We start from the raw sequence: 21,145 nt of genomic DNA, 5'->3' as shown, positions 1-21,145 counted from the left end.
CGGAGGGGGCTGTTCTGGATCACGGAGTCCGCCATGCCGAAGTCCGAGCTGTCGAGGAACCGGGCCTCTCTGCGGCACCAGCTCAGCTACGCCGTACGGCACCCGGGACGCGTCCCCTCCCACCTCCGCCGTGCCGCGCGGGACACCTGGCTGGGCCTCCGGCACCGCGACCACGTCGCCTACTACCGCGCCGTCATGGCCTCCGACACCGCGCGCGGCCCCGAGCGCGCCGTCGGCAGCGGCTCGGAGGCCGGCTGGCTGGCGCTCGGGCAGATGCAGTTCGACTACCTGCTCGAACACGGCCTGAAGCCGCGGGACCGCATGCTGGAGATCGGCTGCGGGAACCTGCGCGCGGGGTGGCGGTTCATCGACCACCTCGCGCCCGGCCACTACTACGGGATCGACATCTCGCCGGACATCCTCGTCGAGGCGCAGCGGACCCTCGTCCGCCGGGGGCTGCAGGACCGCCTCGCCCATCTGGCCCTCGTCGAGAACCTGACGCTCGACTTCCTGCCCGCGGGCTGGTTCACCGTGGTGCACGCCCACAGCGTCTTCTCGCACTCGCCCCGGGAGGTGATCGACGAGTGCCTGGCCAACGTCGGGCGGGTGCTGGCCCCCGGCGGCTTCTTCGACTTCACCTACGACCGCACGGAGGGCCCCGAGCACCAGGTGCTCCGCGAGGACTTCTACTACCGCACCGAGACCCTCCTCGCGCTGGCCGAACGGCACGGCCTGTCCGCCCGTTTCATGGACGACTGGGAGCGGCGCCCGCACGGCCAGTCGAAGATCCGGGTCACGCACGCGGTCGCGGGGTAGCGGCCTCACCCTGCGGTGGTCCTGGTGAAGGTGCTGGTGAGAGGCCAGTAAGAGCATTCGCTGACGGCCCCAGAGTCCTGCCGTCGGCGGCGGTCGGCCAGGCACACTGGCGGCGCCGACCGCCCCAGAGGAAGCCCCGCCCATGGACAGCACAAGACACCGGCTCGCGATCCTGCACCCCCGCCGCAGCCTGGGCACGGTGTTCGCGCTCTCCTTCGCCTGCGTCACCGCTGCCACCACCCTCCTCGGCGGCGTCCTCAGCTACAACGCCGCTGCCCGGATGGTGCGCGTCGACCAGGACGACGTCTTCCACGGCGTCGTCGACGACCTCCACCAGCAGGTCTCCCAGCAGCGGCTGTCGCCGACGGACTACTTCAGCGTGAGCCCCGACACCGAAAGCCCCCGCGACGATCTCTCGCGCCGCATACGCACCGACGTCCAGGTCCTCGGCCGAGCGGGCCGTGTGGAGGAACGCGGCTTCCCGGCGCTGCCGGTCCGCGCGGCCGACCGTGCCGCGGCCTCGCACGCCAGGGCCGGGCACACCGTCTACTACAAGGCCGAGATCCAGGGGGACCGCTACCGCGTCGCCACCGTCGCGCTGGGCGGCGGCCGGGGCGCCGTGCAGGTGGCGCAGCAGTACAGCGACACCGAGGATCTGCTCAGGGAACTCAAGGAACGCACCGTCGAGCTGAGCGCCGCCGTCCTCGTCGTCGCGGGCCTCGCGGGCTGGTGGCTGGCCCGCAGGATCGCCGGGCGGCTCGTCCGGCTCACCCAGGTCGCCGAGGACGTGGCCCGCACCGGCCGGCTGGACACTTCGGTCCCGGTCGCCGGACCGGACGAAGTCGGCCGGCTGGGGCGGGCGTTCGACGGGATGCTCGGCCGGCTCGCCGCCTCCGAGGAGGTGCAGCGGCGCCTTGTCCAGGACGCCGGGCACGAGCTGCGCACCCCGCTGACCTCGTTGCAGACGAACGTGGCTCTTCTGGACCGTATAGACCGACTGCCGCCGCAGGCCAAGGCGGACCTGATCGCGGACATGAAGAGCGAGACCCGCGAACTGGTCAACCTGGTCAACGAGCTGGTCGACCTCGCTGCGGGCGACCGGGGTGCCGAACAGCCCAGGGAGATCACCCTGGGCGCCCTGGCCGGGGACGCGGCCGCCCTCGCCCGGCGCCGCACCGGCCGGGAGATCCGCATCGAGGCCGACGACGCCGTCGTACGGGCCCGTCCGGACGCGGTACAGCGGGCGCTGACCAACCTCCTGGAGAACGCGGCCAAGTTCGACCAGGAAGGAACCGAGCCGATCGAGGTCGTGATCACCGGTACACGCGTGGAGGTGCTCGACCGCGGACCGGGCATCGCCGAGGCCGACCTGCCCCGCGTCTTCGACCGTTTCTACCGCGCCGACGGCGCACGCAGCCTGCCCGGCTCCGGGCTGGGCCTGGCCATCGTGCACGCCGTCGCCGTCACCCACGGCGGCACGGCCTTCGCCCGCAACCGCGCCGGCGGCGGCGCGGTCATCGGCTTCACCCTCGACCCCGCCTCCCTCGTCGAACACCGCCCGCACACGACGCCCATGGCCGACTGCGCCGCCACGCCTCGCTGAGCCGCAGATCATCAGGACGTGTGCGCCGACGCGGTCATGACCGCGGGTGACAGGTAGATCCGCAGTCCCTCCCGCCGGACGGACGTCCAGGCGCGGGCGTAGGAGGGCGGCGCACCCGAGCCGTCGGTCAGGACCGCGACCGGCGTCCGTTCGGCCGTCCGGGTGAGGGCGACAGCCGTCGTGTTCGCGCTGTGGCCGCTGGTGTCGACGGAGGAACATCCGGCGTAGAAGGCGATCGGGACGTTGTCGCCGCCGGTGACCAGGCACGGCGCACGCACGCCCAGCCGGTGCAGCGCCTGCGCCGTACGCGCCCAGCCGCGGTGCCCGGCGGTGGTCCGCTCGACCGTACGCTCCAGCACCACGAGCTGGACGGCGAGATGCCCGGCGAGCCCGAGCGCCACCAGCGTCACGGCCGTCGGACGCCAGGTACGGGGCGCCGCGGTGACCAGGTGGGCGAGGGCGTCGGCGACCGGGATCGCCACCAGCGCGTAGGCCGGGAGCAGGAAGCGGGGTGCGGCGTAGCCGATCAGGAAGAGGTACGGGAAGGCGGCCGTGGCGGCGCAGGCCAGCGGCACCAGCGTGCGGGCCGTGCGCCCGGCCCGGACCGCGACGACCAGGGCGAACGCCGCGAGCACGGGGAGCGCGAACCACCAGGCGTACACCGCCGGGTTCGGCAGCGTGCCGGTGCACGGACGGCACAGCGTACGGCCGACCAGGCTCCGGAGTTGGTCGTCCACGGCCCAGTTCCAGCCCAGCCCGCCCTGGGCGTCGGAGCCCTCGGCCAGCCGCTCGGCCAGACCGCCGTAGCTGACGTACGCCTCCACGACCCACTCGCCCGCCCCGGCGACCAGCCCTCCCACGAGCGCGACCAGCAACGGCCAGTACCGCCACCGGCGTACGAGCACCAGCGCGGCGAGCAACGGCACGCACGCCCAGACCGCGTCCGTCGGCCGCATCAGCGCCACCAGCGCCGCGCTTCCCGCCAGGCCCCACACCGGAGCGCGCCGGGCCCGGTCCTCCTGGGCCCGCAGGAAGCAGCCGACCCCGGCGAGTGCGCCGATCGCCACCGAGAAGTTGGGCATGGCCTGCGGGCCGTAGAAGAGCGTCACCCACAGCGATGCGAACAGCGCGCCGCCGAGAGCGAGGACGCGGGTGGGGAACAGGCCGCGCCACGCGCGCAGGGCAAGGAACAACGCCAGTCCGGACAGCAGGGCCAGATAGATCCGCAGCAGCGTGGTGGACGACGACCAGGAGGCGATCGGTGCCACCAGCAGCGGGACGCCGCGGGCACGTGGCGCGCTGAAGAACGCGGCGGGGGCATGCGTGCTGACCTGGCTGACGTACACCGTTTCGTCCCAGCCCAGCCCCATGCCGGGCCGGACGAGGACGAGTTGGGCGAGGGTGAAGGCTCCGGCCACCCCTGCGGGCCGGCCGTCCCGCCGCCGGTCCCACCAGCGATCGGACAGGTGTGCCCGCCGGCTGGGGGCCACGGGCTCGCGCTGCGTGTTCACGGTCCTGGTCATCCACAACCCTTCGGCCGAGAGCGAGGGGTCAGAACATGGTCAAGCTAACCCGCGACTCCCGGACGCGCAGCGCGGAAGTGGCCGGGCTCCGCATCCCTGAGGGACCGGGGTACCGCGCATCGCGAGATGCGCCTGCCGGCCGCACCGCGGAGGAGCCCCTGCGGCTGGGCGGGCGTCCGGACGACATCCCCGGCACGGACGCTCCGACGCCTCCGGCCCGCCCGGGACGCCGCCCGGCCACGGCCGAGGTCCTGAGCCAGACCCTCGGAGCCGAACCGGCGACCGACACACCCCGGCGTTCCCTGCGTCCCCGCAGGCGCGCCGCCCGCACGACGGAGAACCGGCCCACCGGCTCCTCCGGCCGGTCGGCCCAGCGCCACCGGACATGCCGACCGGTACAAGGACGCACCTTGGGTGGGCGCAAATCCTGGACCCGCGAGCAGGCTGTGGATCCATGGCTTCTGGTTCGACGAACAAACCGTGTGCGGACCGCCCGACGCTGCTTGATGATGTGCCTCATGCAACGTGATGGTGGCGATGGCCCGCTCGGATGGTACGTCGCGGCCAATATCGCCCGTGAGACCGCACACGGCGAGGCTGGGCTGGAGATCCAGCGCGGCCTCAAGCACTTCGCACCTGGTGCGAAGGTGTGGATACCTCGGCGGCCGCTTTGGTGGGGTGGCCGCATGACGGTGGTAGGGCACCATCGGGGCAACACCCGCCGCTACGTGAACATGGTGGTGCGGCGCGAGGACCTGGAGAACTTCCGTGTGAAGGGCGTCTACAGCCCGAAGTTGCTGAGGTCGCTCAACGGTCACTATCACGAGCTGACCGATCCTCTGAAGCCACAGACCGCTTGGGTCTCGCGTGACGAAGCTCAAGGGTGGGCCGATGCATGGAACTGCCCACAGGAACCGGTGCGGTTGGACGGTCGTTTGCAGACGCGTGTCGCCGTGCCCAACCCGCCGCCGGTGGAGCTGGAAGTGGAAGGACGGACGTACTACTTGGCTCACTACAGCACTCGCGGCCCGCGCTACAGCTCCGAGCCGCCACCGCGGGAGCCGGCTCTGCGACGGCCATGACCTGTTCCCGGACATCGGCTTGGGAAGCTACGGTCACTTGCGGCTGGCTGGGTCGCGCGGCAGCGCGCAGCAGCGACTGAGCCACCCGTTCGGCATCGTCGGGGTGCATGTAGATCTCCTGAGTCCACAGCACCGAGAGCCGCACGGTGCCGTCCAGCAAGTTCGTTGCCACGTCGACTTCGACGCCGTTGCCGGTGGCGTCGGTGACGTTCAAGTCCGGATCGCTGCCATAGGCGCTCATGCAACTGAGCATGCCTCAGGCCCGACTTCAGGGAGAGACCGGACGGTCACCGCCCGCGCCCTCGCCCGCGTCGCCCTCCAGACCGCTGCGCCACCCCGTCTGTGGCCGCTGGCCGTAGCCGTACTGCTCGAACTCCTGGAACACGCGCTGGTGTGACCGAGCCGGCTTCGGAATGGTCCGTCAGGAACCGATGACGTCGAGCCAGAACGAGACGAGCGAGGCCAGCGCGCCAGGGGCGCCCGCGCCGAAGGCGACCACCATGGCCTGACCGATCGCCACGTCATGGGGGTCGAGGCCGTGGGACCAGGTCAGCCGGGCATCGATGCCGGGGATGCTGCGGAGAGGGCCGTACGCGCCCAGGGTGCCGTGCGCTTCGGCAATGGGCGTGCCATTGCGCAGGAGCCGGGCCCGGCACAGGCTGGTGGGGCGCAGCTCGTAGGTGCGCGCGCCCACCACGGCCGTGCGGGTGCGTGTTCTGCGGCGCAGGGCCCAGCGGCTGTCGCTCCCCCGGCGCGTGGGGACCACCTGCCCGTCGACCTTGATATGGCCGTGCTCGCGGCCGGGCCGGACCGTGACGGGTGGCATGCCGGGTCCCTGGACGAGCGCGATGACGGCGGGCCAGCGGTCGTAGCTGATCCGTATCGGCCCGAACGGGCTGTCGGCCGTGCGGTGCTGGGAGAGCCGGACGGTACGGCGCTTGCTGAAGAAGGACATGGTTGCATCGGCTCCGGAGACGGGGAGTTGGGGACAGGCCGGGCGGCGGGGTGGCCCCGGTAGGGCACAGCTCCTGGCGTAGCCGCTGATGCGGTATCGCCGTGGGGACCGGGCGGTGCAGGCGACAACGAATTCGTGATCATGGAACTGGATACGTACACGCCCCCGGGCGTGGCCCTGACGCCTGCGATCTCGCGCATGCCGCTCACCCTAGACGGACGTCCGCCGCTCGAACGCCGCCGTCGGCCGGTGGCGGGAGACCGCTGCTCAGCACCGGGGAATCGGCACCATGTCCGGTGGTCGTTCTCGGACGGGTGAAGCGTCCGACCGCCCCAGCGCCCCCGCCGCCCTCGACTGCCCCCGCCATCCCCGCGTCATGCCGGGGCGAAGGCCGCGACGGCCCGTACCCGACCCTCGCCTCTCGCCTCTCGTGTCGGCACCGTCCGCGAGGTCATCATCAAGACGGAGCCGAAGGACGAACTCTGCCGTCGTGGGAGACACCCTGGCCTGCACAAGCCCGAGCTGCGGCGAGGAGATCAGCCTGATCGGCGGCCAACTCGCCGACAGCGGTGGGCAGACCGGTGCCCCTGGGCCCGGCGCCGTACGTGCTCCTCACACCACCTGGTAGTTGGCCATCATCGCCATGTCCTCGTGCTCCAGGTTGTGGCAGTGCAGCATGTACCGGCCCCGGTAGCCGCGGAAGCGGACCAGCACCTCCACGACCTCGTACGGCCGGACGTCCACCGTGTCCTTCCAGCCCGCGTCGGTGGGCTCGGGCGCCCGCCCGCCGCGCGACAGCACCTGGAAGTGGGCCATGGCTGTCGGTTCGTTGCTCTCCTGGGCCGCTGAGCGAGGCGAGGCTGTCGATCCGCTGGCTGCGGACGCGGTCGTGCATCTGCTGGCGCTGAGCGGCGCCAGGGTGCACGGATCGCTTCCGGAAGCCACCCCTGACCTGGTGCGGACGGTGCTGCTGGAGGCGCTGCCGCAGTTCCTGTCCGTCGCGCCGGGCGACGAGGGCGCGGCGCTCGGGGTCCTGAGGGTGCTGGCGGACCGTACCCGGGCGGACGGGCGGCTCAACGCCAAGCGGCACGCGCGGCTGCGAGAGGCGATCGACGGGTGCGCCGAGGAACACCTGCGGGTGATGCGCGATCCGGGGACCACCGGGTTCCGGCGGGTTACTTCTGGGTGACGTCGGTGCAGTAGACGTCCTTCTTCGGCAGGTGGCCGGTGGTCAGGAAGCCGACGGTGACCTTGTCGATGCAGGCGGAGCCCTCGTTGTAGACGTAGTGCCCGCCGTTGTCGACGCCGACGAAGGCGGAGCCGTCGCCGAGAGCCTTGTGCAGCCCGACGCCGCCTTCCCACGGGGTGGCGTTGTCCCGGCGGTTCTGCAGGATCAGGGTGTTGCGCGGGCCGCCGGCCACGACCTTGACGGTCGCCTCGGCAGGCTTGTTCCAGAAGGCGCAGGCCCAGATGTTGGCGGGCATGCCCGCGGTGAGCGGCCACTTCTCGCGGTCGGCGGCGGTGCGGGTGGCGTAGCCGTCGACGTCGTGCGGCCATTCGGCGTCGCCGCAGGTCAGAGCCATGAACATGGTGGCCTGGTTGTCCGCGGGGACGCCCGGGGACGACGGTGAGTCGGCGAACACCTCCTTGAGAACCGCGGCGTCGGCGGCCGTGGTGCTGCCGTGGGACAGGTCGTCGGCGGCCTTCCAGAACTTGGCGAGTACGGGAAGGGTGTTGTTGTGCAGAAGCAGGGCGTAGGTCATGTTCCGCAGCAGCGCCCCGTCCAGTGACACCGATGCGCCGGGAATCGCTGCGGGCCTGCGGTCTAGCCGGTCGGCGAGGGTGAGGTAGGTGTGGGTCACCTGCGCGACGTTCGTGCCCAGCTGGAGTGTGCTGTTCTGCGCCGCGGCGACGCGTGCGGCGTCGGGGAACCGGTCGGCCATGCCCTTGCCCCACGTGTCCGCGACCTGGTTGGCCCAAACCTTGGTGGGGTCGACGTTGCCTTCCAGGATCATCCGGTCGGTGTGGTTCTGGAAGAGCGAGCGGTAGACGGCGCCGAGGTAGGTGCCGTAGGACTGGCCCCAGTAGGAGATCTTCTTCTCACCGAGCGCCTGGCGGATGCGGTCCATGTCGCGGGCGGTGTTGGCGGTGTTGTAGTACCGCAGGTTCTTGCCCACGGTGTCGGCGCACTGCTTGGCGTCGGCCTTGGCGAGGGCCACGTTCTTGGTGATCGAGCCGCCCGCGGCGGGATAGGGGAACAGCCCGGTCACGCTCGGGTCCTTCAGACCGCAGCTTTGCGGGGTGCTGTGTTCGACGCCGCGCGGGTCGAAGCCGATCAGGTCGTAACGGTCCAGCACGGACTTCGGCAGTGTGGACGCCATGGTTTCAGGCATGTCGAGACCGCCCAGGGCCGGCCCGCCGGGGTTCAGCAGCAGGACGCCACGTCGCTTCCCGGGTTTGGCGGTGGACAGCCGGGAGACCGCCACGTCGATCTTCGCGCCGCCCGGGTTCTGGTAGTCCAGTGGGACCTCCAACGTCCCGCAGGCCAGGTGGGGGTTACGGGTTTGTCCCTCGGCCAGTGCCGGGCACTCGCCCCAGGTGATCTTGGCGGCGCCCGCGGTCTCGCCGGTGCTGGCGGAGACCTTGGCCGTTTGCGCGCCCTGGGCCTCGGCGCCACACGCGGCCAGTGCGGTTCCTGCGAGCGTGGAAACCAGCAGAGCCGCGGCAAGTCGGCGGCCTCTGGGAAAACCGTGCTTCGCGGAACTGCATGTCGTGGTCATGGCGTTGTCCTTAGCTGCTCGGCTGGTCGGCCTGCCTGGTCCGGCCGTTGTGTTGACGGTTCGAGTCAACAAGAGAGCACCGGTGGCGCGCGTCACCGCAGAGAGGACAAATCTGGTAGCTCGCTCGGGGGATGCGGGGACCCTTGGAACATCTGAGAGAGCCATTGCGCAGGGCGGGGAGCACGCTGATCGGGCAGCCAGTCCATGAGTCTGGAACACCGCCTCGGCGGGGCGGTCGGTCGGGGAGGGGCGCGGCCGTGGCCGCGCTTGCCCGCCCCGGCCGGCATCTCAGGGCCGTCAGGCTCGGTTGCCGCCCCCTGCCAACCCCGCCCGGTAGGCCAGGACCACCGCCTGGACGCGGTCGCGGAGGTCCAGTTTGGTGAGGATGCGCGAGACGTAGGTCTTCACGGTCTCGTGGCTGATGACCAACTCGGTGGCGATTTCGGCGTTTGACAGGCCCTCGCTGATGAGGAGAAGGACCTCGTGCTCGCGGGGGGTGAGGACCTTGAGGCGCTCGCGCTCGGGGGACGCGTGGGCGGCGGAGGGGCGTACGCGTTCGGCGAAGCGGCCGATCAGGGTGCGGGTCACGGCGGGGGCCAGGAGGGACTCGCCGCGGGCGACGACGCGTACCGCGTTGATCAGTTCGGGCGGTGGGGCGTCCTTGAGAATGAAGCCGCTGGCGCCGGCGCGCAGGGCCTCGTACACGTACTCGTCGACGTTGAAGGTCGTCACGACGAGGATCCTGGCGGGGCTGGCGGAGTCGGGCCCCGCCAGGCGCCGGGTGGCCTCGATTCCGTCGAGCAGGGGCATGCGGATGTCCATGACGACGACGTCCGGCTTCAGCTCCTGCGCGCTGCGGATCGCCGCTCGGCCGTCGACGGCCTCGCCCACGACCTCCATGTCGGGCTGGGCGGAGAAGATCGTGACGAAGCCGGCACGCACGAGGGCCTGGTCCTCGCACACCAGCACCCTGATCGCAGCGGGCAGAACACTCACGCGGCACCTCGCGCGGGGATGCGTGCGTGCACGCGGAACCCGCCATCCGGGCTGGGCCCCGCCGCGAATTCGCCCCCCAGCATCTCCACCCGTTCCCGCAGCCCGGTCAGGCCCCGGCCGCCCGAGACCTGCGGGCCGCCGCCCGGCAGGGCGGCGGACGCGGGAGCGCCGTCGGCCGTCCCGGCGGTGGTGACCTCGACGTCCGTCCAGTCGGAGGTGTGCGCGAGCCGTACCAGCGTCCGCCGGCCCGGGGCGTATTTCACGGCGTTCGTCAGGGATTCCTGCACGACGCGATACGCCGTGAGTTGGGCACCTATGGCCATGGCCGACTGCTCTCCGTCCTCGACCAGCTCGATCGGCTGGCCGCCCGCTCGCGTCTGCTCCACCAGATCAGGCACCCGGCCCGGCAGCGGCGTCCGCTCCCGGGGCGCCGAATCACCGGTCGCCTCCAGCACGCCGAGCAGGAACCGGAGTTCGGCCAGCGCGCGACGGCCGGTGCCGTTGATGGCGTCGAGGGACTCGTGGAGGCGGTCCGGCGACTCGGTCAGGTACTGTGCTGCACCTGCCTGCACCACCATCGCGGTCACATGGTGGGTCACCACGTCGTGCAATTCCCGGGCCAGGCGGCTGCGTTCCGTCGCGATGGCCACCTGCACGGACAGGCGCCGACGCTCGGCCTCCTGCGCCCGCCGCCCGCGGACCTGGACACCCAGGCCCCACACCACCGCCAGGACCATGTAATAGAGCAGGTAGTCGGTCAGTCCCTCGGGCGAGCCCAGCACATGCAACACGACGCCGAAGACCACGTAGCCGCCCGTCGCCGCCAGCGGTACGACCCGCCGGAGGCGCTCCTGGTGGGCACCCACGGAGTACAGCGCGATGTACACCCCCAGGCTGCCGAAGGTCGGCGGGTAGCCCAGGCACTCGTGCACCGCGAACGAGGCCCCCACCACCGCGAGGCAGGCGGCCGGCCACCGGGTGCGCACCGCAAGCGGCAGGGTCTGCCCCAGGTTCAGCAGCACACTCGCGACCGAGGTGCCGTGGGTGGCAAGGCCGCCGAACTGCGCCCCGACCCGCGACAGCGGCGCCGCGAACGACAGCACCGTGAAGACAAGCGCGACTCCGCGGTCCCTGGTGGCGGCAGGGCGTGATCCCCACCACCGCGACAGCACGCGAAGCCGTGCGGCTGCGGCGGCCACCGGGTTCACGCGTGCGGAGGGGCCCCTGTCCTGCGCACGCGCCGTTGGCGCGGGGGACGCCGAGCCCGATGGTTCACGCGCTGCTTGGTCTTCCGTCATCATCATCCACGATCCCGTAGGTCCGGCGCTGAGCGGCATGAGGACCGGGCCGTGGTCCGCTACCCGCCCGCCCGTTCGCTACGACCTGTTCGGTATCGAACACCACACGGCGCCGCGGGCCGGACCGTCTTGCACTGTGAGCCTAGCGTCCTGGGGCGGGGGCTGCGTCCCCCGGGAGAGGACAGCCGGGTAGCTCGCTCGGGGGACCCGCAAAGACGGTAAGTGCCCACCCGTCGGTGACGACGCGCAGGAGTCGCGGCCCGTAACTTTCCGGCATCGAGAGCGCAGACCGAACCCGGGAGCGGGCCCTGAGGAGGAAGCCCTGTCGTCCGACCACCGTCAGTCACCGATGCGACTCGCCGATCGCGGGGTCAACACGACCGGATCGGCCGAGAAGAACACCGGGCGCCCTGTGCGGTGGGCGACGTCCGCGCGGGTGGGTCTGCCGGTGCTGGTCGGGTTGCTGCGGCAGTACGGCCCGTCGACGGCTACCCGCCGTGCGGAGCGGCTGGGCGTCAATGCCTGGCGGGACACGTTCGACGTGAGTGACTGGGCCCTGCGGCTCACGACCGCAGAGGCCGCCGCCTTGCATCAGGAGCTGAGGGCTGTCATCGCCGGTTACCGGAGAGATACGCCGGAGGCGGCGGCGAGTGCCCCCGCGGGGGCGGAACGGATCGTCGTGGTCACGCACATCCTGCCGGAGCTGGATGCGTCCGCCCCGTCGGCCACCTGTTCCAGTCCTCAAGAAGCGACAGTAACGGAGACGTCGTGACGGAGGATGTCCTGGAGGCCGACGGCATACCCGGGAGGCGGTCCGTACGGGCGCTGGGCGGGGTGCTGGCGGCCATGGCCGTATCGCTGACCGGTACTCGGATCTCGGCCGTGGCACTGCCCTGGTTCGTTCTTGTCACGACCGGCAGTGCCACCCAGACCGGACTGGTGGCCTTCTGCGAGATGGCCCCCTACGTGGTGGTCAAAGCGTTCACCGGGCCGTTGGTGGACCGGATCGGCCCGCGGGCCGTTTCCTGGACCACGGATCTGGCCAGCGCAACCGCTGCCGCCGCGGTTCCTCTGTTCCATGCCCTGGAGCTGCTGTCCTTTCCGCTCCTGCTGGCCCTGGTCGCGCTGATCGGCGCGGTGCGGGGCCCCGGCGACCTGGCCAAGGGAGTCATGGTCCCGGAGGCGGCCGAGCACGGCGGGGTGCAACTGGAGCGGGCCACCGGTCTTGCCGCCGTGACCGAACGGCTCGCCTCCACCATCGGCCCGGCGGCCGGCGGCTCCCTGGTGGCGCTGCTCGGCCCCCTGACGGGACTTGTCGTCAACGCGGGCTGCTTTGCGCTCGGATCGGTGATCATCGCGCTGGCGCTGCCCCGCGGGATGGGACATGCGGTCGAGGAAGCCCCCTCCCAGGCTGAGGAGACGGAACCGGGTTACTGGCGACGATTCGGCGAGGGCTTCGCGTTCCTGCGTGGCGAGTTGTTGCTGCTGACCGTCATCGTCATGGTCGGGGTCACCAATCTGCTGGACGCGGGGTTCACCACGGTGCTCATGCCCGTCTGGGCCAAAGAGTCCGGCAACGGGCCGACTGCGATCGGCCTGATGGGCAGCGTGTTGGGAGCCACTGCGGTGGCTGGGAGTCTGATCGCTGCGGCGGCCGCGCACCGGCTACGACGCCGGATGGTTTTCTTCACCGGGTTTCTGTTGGCCGGTGCGCCGAGATTCCTGATTCTCGCCTCCGATGCACCGATGGGGGCGGTACTGGCCGTGTTCGCCGTCAGTGGGTTCGGGGCGGGCTTCCTGAACCCGGTGCTGGGGACCGTTCTCTTCGAGCGGGTGCCGCGCCGGATGCTGGGCCGGGTCAACGCCCTTGGTGACTCGCTGGCCTGGGCCGGCATCCCTCTCGGTGGACTGATCGCTGGGGCGGCGGTGGCCTCCGTCGGACTTGCGCCGGTGCTGCTCGCCGGTGGGGCTGCGTACTTCCTCACCACGAACCTGACCGGGCTGCGGCCGGAATGGCACGAGATGGACCGCGTAAGTGGGCGAGACGCCCAGGAGCGGCAACCCGAGGAAACGCTTCAGCCAGCCAGTACGAATCCCACGACATGACCGCTTACGGGAGGCAGGGGGAACCATCTGGTTGCCTCCTCCCTCCCACTCCTCCTTCGAACACCCGACTGCGCTGCGGGCGAACTCCAGCACCGTCGCGCGGCCGATCCCACAGGACCGGGCCGAGGGCGCTCCGATGGGGTTCCATCCCTCATCCCTGCGCAGTCGGATCGTGCGGAGTCGGCCGCCCGCCGGCGGACCTCACGCCCGGCCCGGGCCTGCTCCCCGCTCGCCCCGCGCTTGGCATCCTCCGGCGCTCTCGTGTCAATCTCCCCGAGGATCAGGCCCAGGACTTCCTCCAGCACTCGGCTGTGACGATCGCGCACACCTCCCCGACATCCTGCGCAGAGCCGAAAGAGTGGCCATGGACAATGGGAGTCCCCTGGGACTTTTCAGGGACTTCCGGCTGCATCAACGGGCATGGCCGTGAAACAGCGGAAAGGCAATGTGCGCGGGTCAGCTGCTCGGCCCCATCTAAAGCGGCAGGTCACAGGGCTCGCCGGTCCCTTCCGGAACATCTGACCATCAGAAACCAGCAGCTCCGTTGCCCGTCCCTCCACTACGGGGAACAGGCTGCCCCGACCAGTTCCCCTCCACGAGGCCCGCTCCCGTTCATTCCCCCGCAGGCTCACACATCATGGCCCTCACCGCTTCTCTGACCGCCATATTGGAGTCATGCCCCTCCAGCCCACGGCATCCCACACTCACGCCGAGCAACCCCTCGGGCGCGGAGGCCGAGGACCTCGCGCTGTCCCGGGAGAAATTCCGGCGGCGCCTGCCGGAGTCGCTAGACGAGTTGCGCAGCCCGACCCTCGGGATCGTGGAGCTGCCACTCGGCAGAGTCCGCGACGACGGCAAAGCAGCTGAGCACGACCGAATCACAGGGGGCGGCGTTGCAGTTCTCCGCCACGCCGCCCGCGACAAGCCGGGCCAGGAGACCCATCGCCCGTGGGCTGCCCTGCTGCGGCCCAGCAGCAAGACAAACGTGAGCATACGAGGAAGCCGGCCAGCTCGCCTCCGCAGCTGTTCCAGGGCCCTCCAACGACCTGACGGTCTTTCAGGCCATGCGTCATTCGTGCGTCACGCCGCAAGAACCAACGGGCTCCGCCACCGCCACGCACCCCTCCCCTTCAGACGAATGCGCAGGTCACGCGGCGTCGTCCGCCTTCACCCGTTCTCACCTCCCCAAACAGGTCGAGCCGACGAAAGAAATCAGAAAACTGCAGGTCAAGAGCGTTTCCCAGCAGGTTCCAGGATCGCGACGCACTCCACGTGATGCGTCATCGGAAACAGATCGAACGCCCGCAGCGTCCGCACCCGGTAGCCGCCGTCGCGGAAGTACCCCAGGTCGCGGGCCAGCGCAGCGGGATCGCAGGCGACGTAGGCGATGCGGCGGGCGCCGAGGGAGGTGAGGTGGGCCACCGTGGTGCGGCCCGCGCCGGCGCGCGGGGGGTCGAGGACGATCAGGTCGACCTCGGTGATGCCCGTGCGCGGGAGGACCGATTCGACCTTGCCCTGTTCGACGCGGACGCGGGGGAACTCGGCGAGGTTGTGGCGGGCGTCCTCGACCGCTCGTTTGCCGGACTCGATGCCGAGGACCGCGCCCTTCTCGCCGAGGCGGTCGGCCAACGCCCCCGCGAACAGGCCCACTCCGCAGTAGAGGTCCAGGGCCGTCTCGCCCTTGCGGGGCAGCAGGCCCTGCATGACGGCGGTCACCAGGGTGTCGGCCGCCTTCGGGTGGACCTGCCAGAAGCCGCCGTTGCCGACGCGGTGGGTGCGGCCGTCCGCGCGTTCGCGGACGAAGGGGCGGCCGTGGACGCGGTGCACGCCCCCCGACTTCTCGTCGACGCGCAGGACCGAGACCGGCTTGTCCAGTTCGACCAGGGGGAGGCGGGCACCCGGGCGCGGGGTCAGGATGACCTGGCGGTCCTGGGAGCCCGTCGCCGCGATGGCCTCGACCGACTCCATGCCGGTCCAGTCCCGCCGCTCGATGCCCAGCTCGGACACCCCGGCCGCCGCGATCATGCAGTGGTCGATGTGCTCGACCTCGTGCGAGCGGTGGCGGCGCAGGCCCGCCTGCCCCGTCGCGGCGTCCACGGCGTACTGGACGCGGGTGCGCCACTGCGGGACCTCGCCCGCGGGCAGCTTGTCGCCCTCCGCCGGCATCACCGTGCCGTCCCAGCCGGCCTCCTCGGGCGTGAGGCCCGCGAGCCGCTGGAGCTGCTCGGCGATCACCTCGCCCTTCAGCCGGCGCTGGGCACCCGGCTTGGCGTGCTGCCAGTCGCAGCCACCGCAGCGGCCGGGGCCGGCGAAGGGGCAGGGGGCCTCGATGCGGTCCTTGGAGGGCTCCAGGATCTCGACGGCGTCCGCGCGCAGGAAACGCGCGCCCTCCTCGCCCTCCGTCACCCGGGCCAGCACCCGCTCGCCCGGCAGCGTGTGCCGGACGAACAGCACCTGGCCCTCGGCCGTGCGGGCGATGCAGTGGCCGCCGTGGGCGACGGGGCCGATCTCGACCTCGTACTCCTCGCCCACCAGCGACTTCGTCGGTTCTGCCTGCATGGCGGGGTGACTCCAGATCCAGAAGGGGAAGCGGCCGCAAAGAGGTGGGCCGGACAACAGCCCACCAGTCTACGGCCTCGCCGCTCCCCCTCGGTCCGAGGCGGCCGACGCCGTCGACGCCGCCTCAGTCCTTCGCCGCAGGCGACTCCTTCGCCGCCGGGGACTCCTTCGCCGCCGGGGACTCCTTCGCCGCCGGGGACTCCTTCGCCGCCGAGGTCGCCCTGGCCCGCTCCGCCGCCGGCCCCCGCCGCACCGCGCCCGGCGCGCTCCACTCCTGGCGCCTGCGGGCGCGCAGCTTGGCCGCCTCGGAGGACGCCAGCTGGTAGGGGACGGAGGTGACCATCACGCCGGGCGTGAAGAGCAGGCGGCCCTTCAGGCGCAGGGCGCTCTGGTTGTGCAGCAGGTGCTCGTACCAGTGGCCGACCACGTACTCGGGGATGATCACCGACACCGCGTCCCGCGGCGACTCCGCGCGCAGGCTCTTCACGTACTCGATCACCGGGCGCGTGACCTCGCGGTACGGCGAGTCCAGGACCTTCAGCGGCACGTCGATGCCGCGCCGCTCCCACTCCTCGCGCAGCGCCTTGGTCTCCGCCGCGTCGACGTTGACCGTGAGCGCCTCCAGGGTGTCCGAGCGCATCAGCCGGGCGTAGGCCAGGGCGCGCAGCGTGGGACGGTGGATCTTCGAGATCAGCACCACCGAGCGCACCCGCGACGGGCGGGTCAGGTCGTCGTCGGCGGCAGGGGTCTCGGGGGCGGCGATCTCCTCGGCCACGCGGTCGTAGTGCCTGCGGATCGCGGTCATCGTCGCGTAGAAGATGCACATGCCCATCAGGGCGACCCAGGCGCCGTGCGTGAACTTGGTGACGAGGACGACGACGAGCACCAGGCCGGTGAAGAAGGCGCCGAAGGCGTTGATCGCGCGGGAGCGCACCATGTGGCGGCGCTTGGCCTGGTCCTTCTCGACGGCGAGGTGACGGTTCCAGTGCCGGACCATGCCGGTCTGGCTGAGCGTGAAGGACACGAACACGCCGACGATGTACAGCTGGATCAGCCGCGTGGAGTCCGCGCCGTAGATGATCGTCAGCAGGCTCGCCGCGCCCGCGAGCAGCACGATGCCGTTCGAGAACGCGAGGCGGTCGCCGCGGGTGTGCAGCTGGCGCGGGAGGTAGCGGTCCTGGGCGAGGATCGAGCCGAGCAGCGGGAAGCCGTTGTACGCCGTGTTCGCCGCGAGGAAGAGCACCAGCGCCGTCGCCGCCGCCAGCACCACGAACAGGAAGCTGCCCTTGCCGAAGACCGCCTCGGCGACCTGGGAGATCACCGGGTTCTGGACGTATCCGGAGCCGAGGGGCACGCCGTTCCGGATCAGGTCGGTGGCCGGGTTCTCGGCCATGCGGACCTTGGTCGTCATGGCGAGGGCGATGATGCCGCAGAACATGGTGACGGCGAGCAGGCCCATCATCGCGAGGGTCGTCGCCGCGTTCTTCGACTTGGGTTTGCGGAAGGCCGGGACGCCGTTGGAGATGGCCTCCACGCCGGTGAGCGCGGCACAGCCGGAGGAGAAGGCGCGCAGCAGCAGGAAGACGAGCGCGAAGCCGGCCAGACCCTGGTGTTCGGCCTTGATGTGGAAGTCGGCCGTGGGGGCGCGCATGGCGTCGCCGAGGACCAGGCCGCGGTAGGCGCCCCAGGCGATCATGACGAAGACGCCGCCGACGAACACGTACGTCGGGATCGCGAAGAGCTTGCCGGACTCCTTGACGCCGCGCAGGTTCATCAGCGTCAGCAGCACGATCACGGCGACCGCGCACAGCACCTTGTGCTGCACCACGAACGGGACCGCGGAGCCGAGGTTCTCGATGCCGGAGGCGATGGACACGGCGACGGTGAGGACGTAGTCGACGAGCAGGGCGCTGGCCACGGTCAGGCCCGCCTTGGGGCCCAGGTTGGTGGTGGCGACCTCGTAGTCGCCGCCGCCGCTCGGGTACGCGTGGACGTTCTGCCGGTACGAGGCGACCACGGTGAACATCAGCACCACGACCGCGACCGCGATCCAGGGGCTGAAGTGGTACGCCGACACGCCCGCGATGGACAGGACCAGCAGCACCTCGCCGGGCGCGTAGGCGACGGAGGAGAGCGGGTCGGAGGCGAAGACGGGGAGTGCGATGCGCTTCGGCAGGAGCGTTTCGCCCAGCCGGTCACTGCGCAGTGCGCGCCCGATCAGGATCCGTTTGGGCACGTCGGTCAGTTTGGACACGACAGAGGATCGTAAGGGTTCGAACTGGCTGCCGCCCACCCGGCGTCATCGATCTGCCTCACGAGTGAAATCACGGGAGCGCGCGACTGCGGATTCCGTGGTCCGCGCGCTCCCCGTGCCTAGATGGCAAACCCCGCCTGTCATCGCACTTCGGAGGTTCCATGCCCGCTGCAGCGGAGCTGATCGGGGCGACACTCGCCCTCGTCGGCGTCGGAATCCTGACCCTGTGCAGCGTGCGCAGCATCACGCGTCGGCGTCCGCGTCAGGTGGTCGCCGACGCGGAGCGCTGACGCGCGTACACGCGATCAACACTCTGTACACACATGATCAACACCATGCACACCCATGATCAACGCTCCGTATGTGCTTGATCATCACCCCGTACACAGGTCGTACACGGCCCTGCCTGCCGCACGGGGGTAGCCAACCCCTCGGCGCCGCTGTGTAGCTTTGGGCGTCGGTCTGAGACCCTGAGGCCGAGCAGTAACTTTTGGACACCGGAAGGACGGTCGTGCACATCGTCATCATGGGCTGCGGAAGAGTGGGTTCCGCACTCGCCCAGACCCTGGAGCAACAGGGCCACACGGTCGCAGTGATCGACCAGGACCCCACTGCCTTCCGTCGGCTGGGCCCCGGTTTCGGGGGCCGCCGGGTCACCGGCGTCGGCTTCGACCAGGACACCCTGCGCGAGGCGGGCATCGAGGAGGCCGGCGCCTTCGCCGCCGTCTCCAGCGGTGACAACTCCAACATCATCTCCGCGCGCGTGGCCCGCGAGATGTTCGGCGTCGAGAACGTGGCCGCCCGCATCTACGACCCCCGCCGCGCGGAGGTCTACCAGCGCCTGGGCATCCCCACCGTGGCCACGGTGCGCTGGACCGCCGACCAGATGCTGCGCCGGCTGCTGCCGTCGGGCGCCGAGCCGCTGTGGCGCGACCCGACCGGCGGCGTGCAGCTCGCCGAGGTGCACGCGTCCGCGAAGTGGGTCGGCCACAAGATCAGCAGGCTCCAGGAGGAGACGGGCGTCCGTGTGGCGTTCCTGACCCGCCTGGGCGAGGCGATCCTGCCGAGCTCGCAGACCGTGTTGCAGGAGGGCGACCTCGTGCACGTGATGATGCGGACGGACGACGTGGCCAAGGTCGAAGCCGCCTTCGCCCAGGGCCCCGAAGAGGAGGGCGGTCACTGATGAGGGTCGCCATTGCCGGAGCCGGCGCCGTCGGCCGCTCGATCGCGGGCGAACTGCTGGAGAACGGCCACGAGGTCCTGCTCGTCGACAAGGCCCCGACCGCCATCTCGGTGGAGCGGGTGCCGCAGGCGGAGTGGCTGCTGGCCGACGCCTGTGAGATCACGTCCCTGGACGAGGCGGCGCTCCAGCGCTGCAACGTCGTCATCGCCGCGACCGGCGACGACAAGGTCAACCTGGTGGTCTCGCTGCTCGCCAAGACGGAGTACGGCGTCCCGCGCGTCGTCGCCCGCGTCAACAACCCCAAGAACGAGTGGCTGTTCAACGAGGCCTGGGGCGTGGACGTGGCCGTCTCCACCCCGCGCCTGATGTCCGCCCTGGTCGAGGAGGCGGTGAGCGTCGGCGACCTGGTCCGGCTGCTCCGCTTCAGCCACGGCGACGCCAACCTCGTCGAGCTGACCCTGCCCGAGGAGTCGGCCCTGGCCGGCACCCAGGTCGGCGAGGTCCAGTGGCCGGAGGACACCTCGCTGGTCACGATCATCCGCGGCACCCGGGTCCTGACCCCGTCCGGGGAGGACTCCCTGGAGGCCGGCGACGAACTCCTCTTCGTGGCCGCCCAGGCCCGGGAGGAACAGCTGGAGGAACTGCTGTCGGTGCGGCGCGAAGAGAGCTGACCGCACAGGAGAAGGGCGCCCCTGCTGCCAGGGGCGCCCTTTTTCGTCGTACGACCGCTGTCGTACGGCCGCTGGGTACGACCGACGTCTACGCGTCCCGGCGGTGCCGTCCGCCCGCCTGGTCGCCGCCGCCCTCGGCGGCGAGTGCGGCCTTGCGCTCCTTCTCCGCCTGCTCCTCCGCCTCCATCTCCGCGAACACGTCGATCGGCGCGGGGGCCTTCACGAGGAAGACCCAGGTGAGCCAGACGGCCAGCAGGAAGGGCGGGATCTTCAGGGCGACCAGGATCCAGCCGAGCTTGGTGGTGTCCGACCACCAGTACAGCGGGAAGAGGATCGCGCACTTGGCGAGCAGGATCAGGCCCCAGGCCCAACTGGCCTTCGCATAGGCCTTCTTGCGGCCGGGGTTGCGGGTGCGCCAGGAGAGGTTCTCCTTGAAGACCGGGCCCAGGATGAGGCCGAGCAGGGGCACACCGGCGAGGGTCGTGATGATGTACGCCAGCGCCAGGCCCAGCGTGTAGAGCATGCCGGGGAGGTAGAAGTCCTTGGCGTTGCCGGTGAACATCGCGAAGACGACACCGAAGGCCACGCCGAAGACACCGCTGAAGGCGTGCTTGACGGTGTCCTTCATGGCCAGCCGGACCACGACCAGGACCAGGGAGACGACCAGCGCGGCGATGGCCGACACGTGCAGGTTCTTGTCGATCGTGAAGATCGCGACGAAGAGCAGGCCCGGCACGACCGTCTCGATCATGCCGCGGACCCCGCCGAACGCCTCGAACAGCGCGGCCTCGGTCACCGCCCGGGCGTCGTCGGTCTGCGCCTGACCGGTGTCTTCGGTCGGCTTGTCGAGGGACGTCACCGGCTACTCCCGTCCGAGGGGTCGCAGTTCGTATTTCGGGTTGAACAGCACCCGGCGGCCCCGGCTCATCGAGATCCGGCCCGATGCGATCAGCTTGCGCCCCGGTTCTATGCCCATGATGGAACGCCTGCCGAGCCACACCACGTCCAGCGCCGCGGAGCCGTCGAACAGCTCGGCCTCCAGGGCCGGGACTCCGGCACGCGGACGCAGGGTGACCGTGCGCAAGGTACCAGTTACGGTGACGATCTGCCGGTCCTGGCAGTCGCCGATCCTGGTGCAGCCGGCGGACTGGGCGTCTTCCCGCAGTTCCTCGGACTCCAGGTCCTCCTGCGACGAGGACAGCCGGTCGAGCATGCGCCGGAACCGGCCGGCCGGCTTTTCGGAACGGGGAACAGCACTCATACCTGAAAGCGTACCGGGGCACACCGACACCGCCGTAGCCCCGCTCATCGCGACCGCC

19 protein-coding genes are annotated in these 21,145 nt (G+C 70.8%); 9 read left to right on the top strand and 10 right to left on the bottom strand.

The window, feature by feature from the left end; all coding sequences use genetic code 11:
* Positions 1–33 precede the first annotated feature (33 nt).
* Both AC4OXY_RS34870 and AC4OXY_RS34865 read left to right on the top strand, forming a co-directional pair.
* Complete coding sequence (locus AC4OXY_RS34870; RefSeq protein WP_356021529.1) at positions 34–816, top strand: class I SAM-dependent methyltransferase; 783 nt, start codon at positions 34–36, stop codon at positions 814–816.
* 142 nt (positions 817–958) lie between these two features.
* Positions 959–2,419 carry a sensor histidine kinase gene (locus AC4OXY_RS34865; protein WP_491991628.1) on the top strand — a complete coding sequence of 487 codons (1,461 nt, stop codon included), beginning with the start codon at positions 959–961 and terminating at the stop codon, positions 2,417–2,419.
* Between the two features lie 11 nt (positions 2,420–2,430).
* Here the strand turns inward: AC4OXY_RS34865 and AC4OXY_RS34860 are convergent, their stop codons facing one another.
* On the bottom strand, positions 2,431–3,942 hold the full coding sequence (locus AC4OXY_RS34860; protein WP_491991627.1) for a glycosyltransferase family protein: 1,512 nt from the start codon (positions 3,940–3,942) through the stop codon (positions 2,431–2,433).
* A gap of 518 nt (positions 3,943–4,460) precedes the next feature.
* Between AC4OXY_RS34860 and AC4OXY_RS34855 the strand changes: the two genes are divergently transcribed.
* Positions 4,461–5,024 carry a hypothetical protein gene (locus AC4OXY_RS34855; protein WP_402064529.1) on the top strand — a complete coding sequence of 188 codons (564 nt, stop codon included), beginning with the start codon at positions 4,461–4,463 and terminating at the stop codon, positions 5,022–5,024.
* A gap of 421 nt (positions 5,025–5,445) precedes the next feature.
* Here the strand turns inward: AC4OXY_RS34855 and AC4OXY_RS34850 are convergent, their stop codons facing one another.
* Positions 5,446–5,979 carry a hypothetical protein gene (locus AC4OXY_RS34850; protein ID WP_491991626.1) on the bottom strand — a complete coding sequence of 178 codons (534 nt, stop codon included), beginning with the start codon at positions 5,977–5,979 and terminating at the stop codon, positions 5,446–5,448.
* Positions 5,980–6,591: 612 nt separating this feature from the next.
* Positions 6,592–6,795, bottom strand: coding sequence for a multicopper oxidase domain-containing protein (locus tag AC4OXY_RS34845; protein ID WP_491991625.1), 204 nt, complete (start codon positions 6,793–6,795; stop codon positions 6,592–6,594).
* Between AC4OXY_RS34845 and AC4OXY_RS34840 the strand changes: the two genes are divergently transcribed.
* Positions 6,794–7,168, top strand: a complete 375-nt coding sequence (locus AC4OXY_RS34840; protein WP_376286906.1) for a hypothetical protein — start codon at positions 6,794–6,796, stop codon at positions 7,166–7,168. The two genes, AC4OXY_RS34845 and AC4OXY_RS34840, sit on opposite strands and share 2 nt — an antisense overlap.
* Here AC4OXY_RS34840 and AC4OXY_RS34835 read toward each other — a convergent pair.
* The 3 genes from AC4OXY_RS34835 to AC4OXY_RS34825 form a co-directional block, all read right to left on the bottom strand.
* On the bottom strand, positions 7,155–8,759 hold the full coding sequence (locus AC4OXY_RS34835; protein WP_376286909.1) for an alpha/beta hydrolase: 1,605 nt from the start codon (positions 8,757–8,759) through the stop codon (positions 7,155–7,157). The two genes, AC4OXY_RS34840 and AC4OXY_RS34835, sit on opposite strands and share 14 nt — an antisense overlap.
* A gap of 297 nt (positions 8,760–9,056) precedes the next feature.
* Complete coding sequence (locus AC4OXY_RS34830) at positions 9,057–9,746, bottom strand: response regulator (protein ID WP_376287117.1); 690 nt, start codon at positions 9,744–9,746, stop codon at positions 9,057–9,059.
* A gap of 5 nt (positions 9,747–9,751) precedes the next feature.
* Complete coding sequence (locus AC4OXY_RS34825) at positions 9,752–10,927, bottom strand: sensor histidine kinase (RefSeq protein WP_491994682.1); 1,176 nt, start codon at positions 10,925–10,927, stop codon at positions 9,752–9,754.
* Positions 10,928–11,402: 475 nt separating this feature from the next.
* On the opposite strand from AC4OXY_RS34825, the gene AC4OXY_RS34820 reads away from it, so the two are divergent.
* Positions 11,403–11,825 carry a hypothetical protein gene (locus AC4OXY_RS34820; protein WP_376286915.1) on the top strand — a complete coding sequence of 141 codons (423 nt, stop codon included), beginning with the start codon at positions 11,403–11,405 and terminating at the stop codon, positions 11,823–11,825.
* Entirely contained in the window at positions 11,822–13,159 is a 1,338-nt protein-coding gene (locus AC4OXY_RS34815) for an MFS transporter (protein WP_376286918.1), read from the top strand. Before AC4OXY_RS34820 ends, AC4OXY_RS34815 begins: the two co-directional genes overlap by 4 nt.
* Positions 13,160–14,386: 1,227 nt before the next feature.
* Here the strand turns inward: AC4OXY_RS34815 and AC4OXY_RS34810 are convergent.
* Both AC4OXY_RS34810 and AC4OXY_RS34805 read right to left on the bottom strand, forming a co-directional pair.
* Positions 14,387–15,718 carry a class I SAM-dependent RNA methyltransferase gene (locus AC4OXY_RS34810; RefSeq protein ID WP_491991624.1) on the bottom strand — a complete coding sequence of 444 codons (1,332 nt, stop codon included), beginning with the start codon at positions 15,716–15,718 and terminating at the stop codon, positions 14,387–14,389.
* A 124-nt stretch (positions 15,719–15,842) separates the two neighbouring features.
* The gene (locus tag AC4OXY_RS34805; protein WP_491991623.1) at positions 15,843–17,972 is read right to left on the bottom strand and encodes an APC family permease; all 2,130 of its coding nucleotides are present in this window, start codon (positions 17,970–17,972) and stop codon (positions 15,843–15,845) included.
* A gap of 161 nt (positions 17,973–18,133) precedes the next feature.
* On the opposite strand from AC4OXY_RS34805, the gene AC4OXY_RS34800 reads away from it, so the two are divergent.
* From AC4OXY_RS34800 to AC4OXY_RS34790, 3 genes are all read left to right on the top strand, one after another.
* Positions 18,134–18,262, top strand: a complete 129-nt coding sequence (locus AC4OXY_RS34800) for a hypothetical protein (RefSeq protein ID WP_356021972.1) — start codon at positions 18,134–18,136, stop codon at positions 18,260–18,262.
* A gap of 221 nt (positions 18,263–18,483) precedes the next feature.
* A complete protein-coding gene (locus tag AC4OXY_RS34795) occupies positions 18,484–19,155 on the top strand; it encodes a potassium channel family protein (protein ID WP_356021493.1) in 672 nt (223 codons plus the stop codon).
* A complete protein-coding gene (locus tag AC4OXY_RS34790; RefSeq protein WP_356021491.1) occupies positions 19,155–19,826 on the top strand; it encodes a potassium channel family protein in 672 nt (223 codons plus the stop codon). The genes AC4OXY_RS34795 and AC4OXY_RS34790 overlap by 1 nt, the downstream gene beginning before the upstream one ends.
* 88 nt (positions 19,827–19,914) lie before the next feature.
* On the opposite strand, the gene AC4OXY_RS34785 is transcribed toward AC4OXY_RS34790, so the two are convergent.
* Both AC4OXY_RS34785 and AC4OXY_RS34780 read right to left on the bottom strand, forming a co-directional pair.
* Positions 19,915–20,685 carry a DUF3159 domain-containing protein gene (locus AC4OXY_RS34785; protein WP_356021490.1) on the bottom strand — a complete coding sequence of 257 codons (771 nt, stop codon included), beginning with the start codon at positions 20,683–20,685 and terminating at the stop codon, positions 19,915–19,917.
* A gap of 3 nt (positions 20,686–20,688) precedes the next feature.
* On the bottom strand, positions 20,689–21,087 hold the full coding sequence (locus tag AC4OXY_RS34780) for an OB-fold nucleic acid binding domain-containing protein (RefSeq protein ID WP_356021488.1): 399 nt from the start codon (positions 21,085–21,087) through the stop codon (positions 20,689–20,691).
* Positions 21,088–21,145: the final 58 nt, after the last annotated feature.

The organism is Streptomyces sp. HUAS MG56, assembly GCF_058673395.1.
Note: the sequence above shows the minus strand (reverse complement) of the source record. Positions and strands in the feature narration are given on the sequence as shown.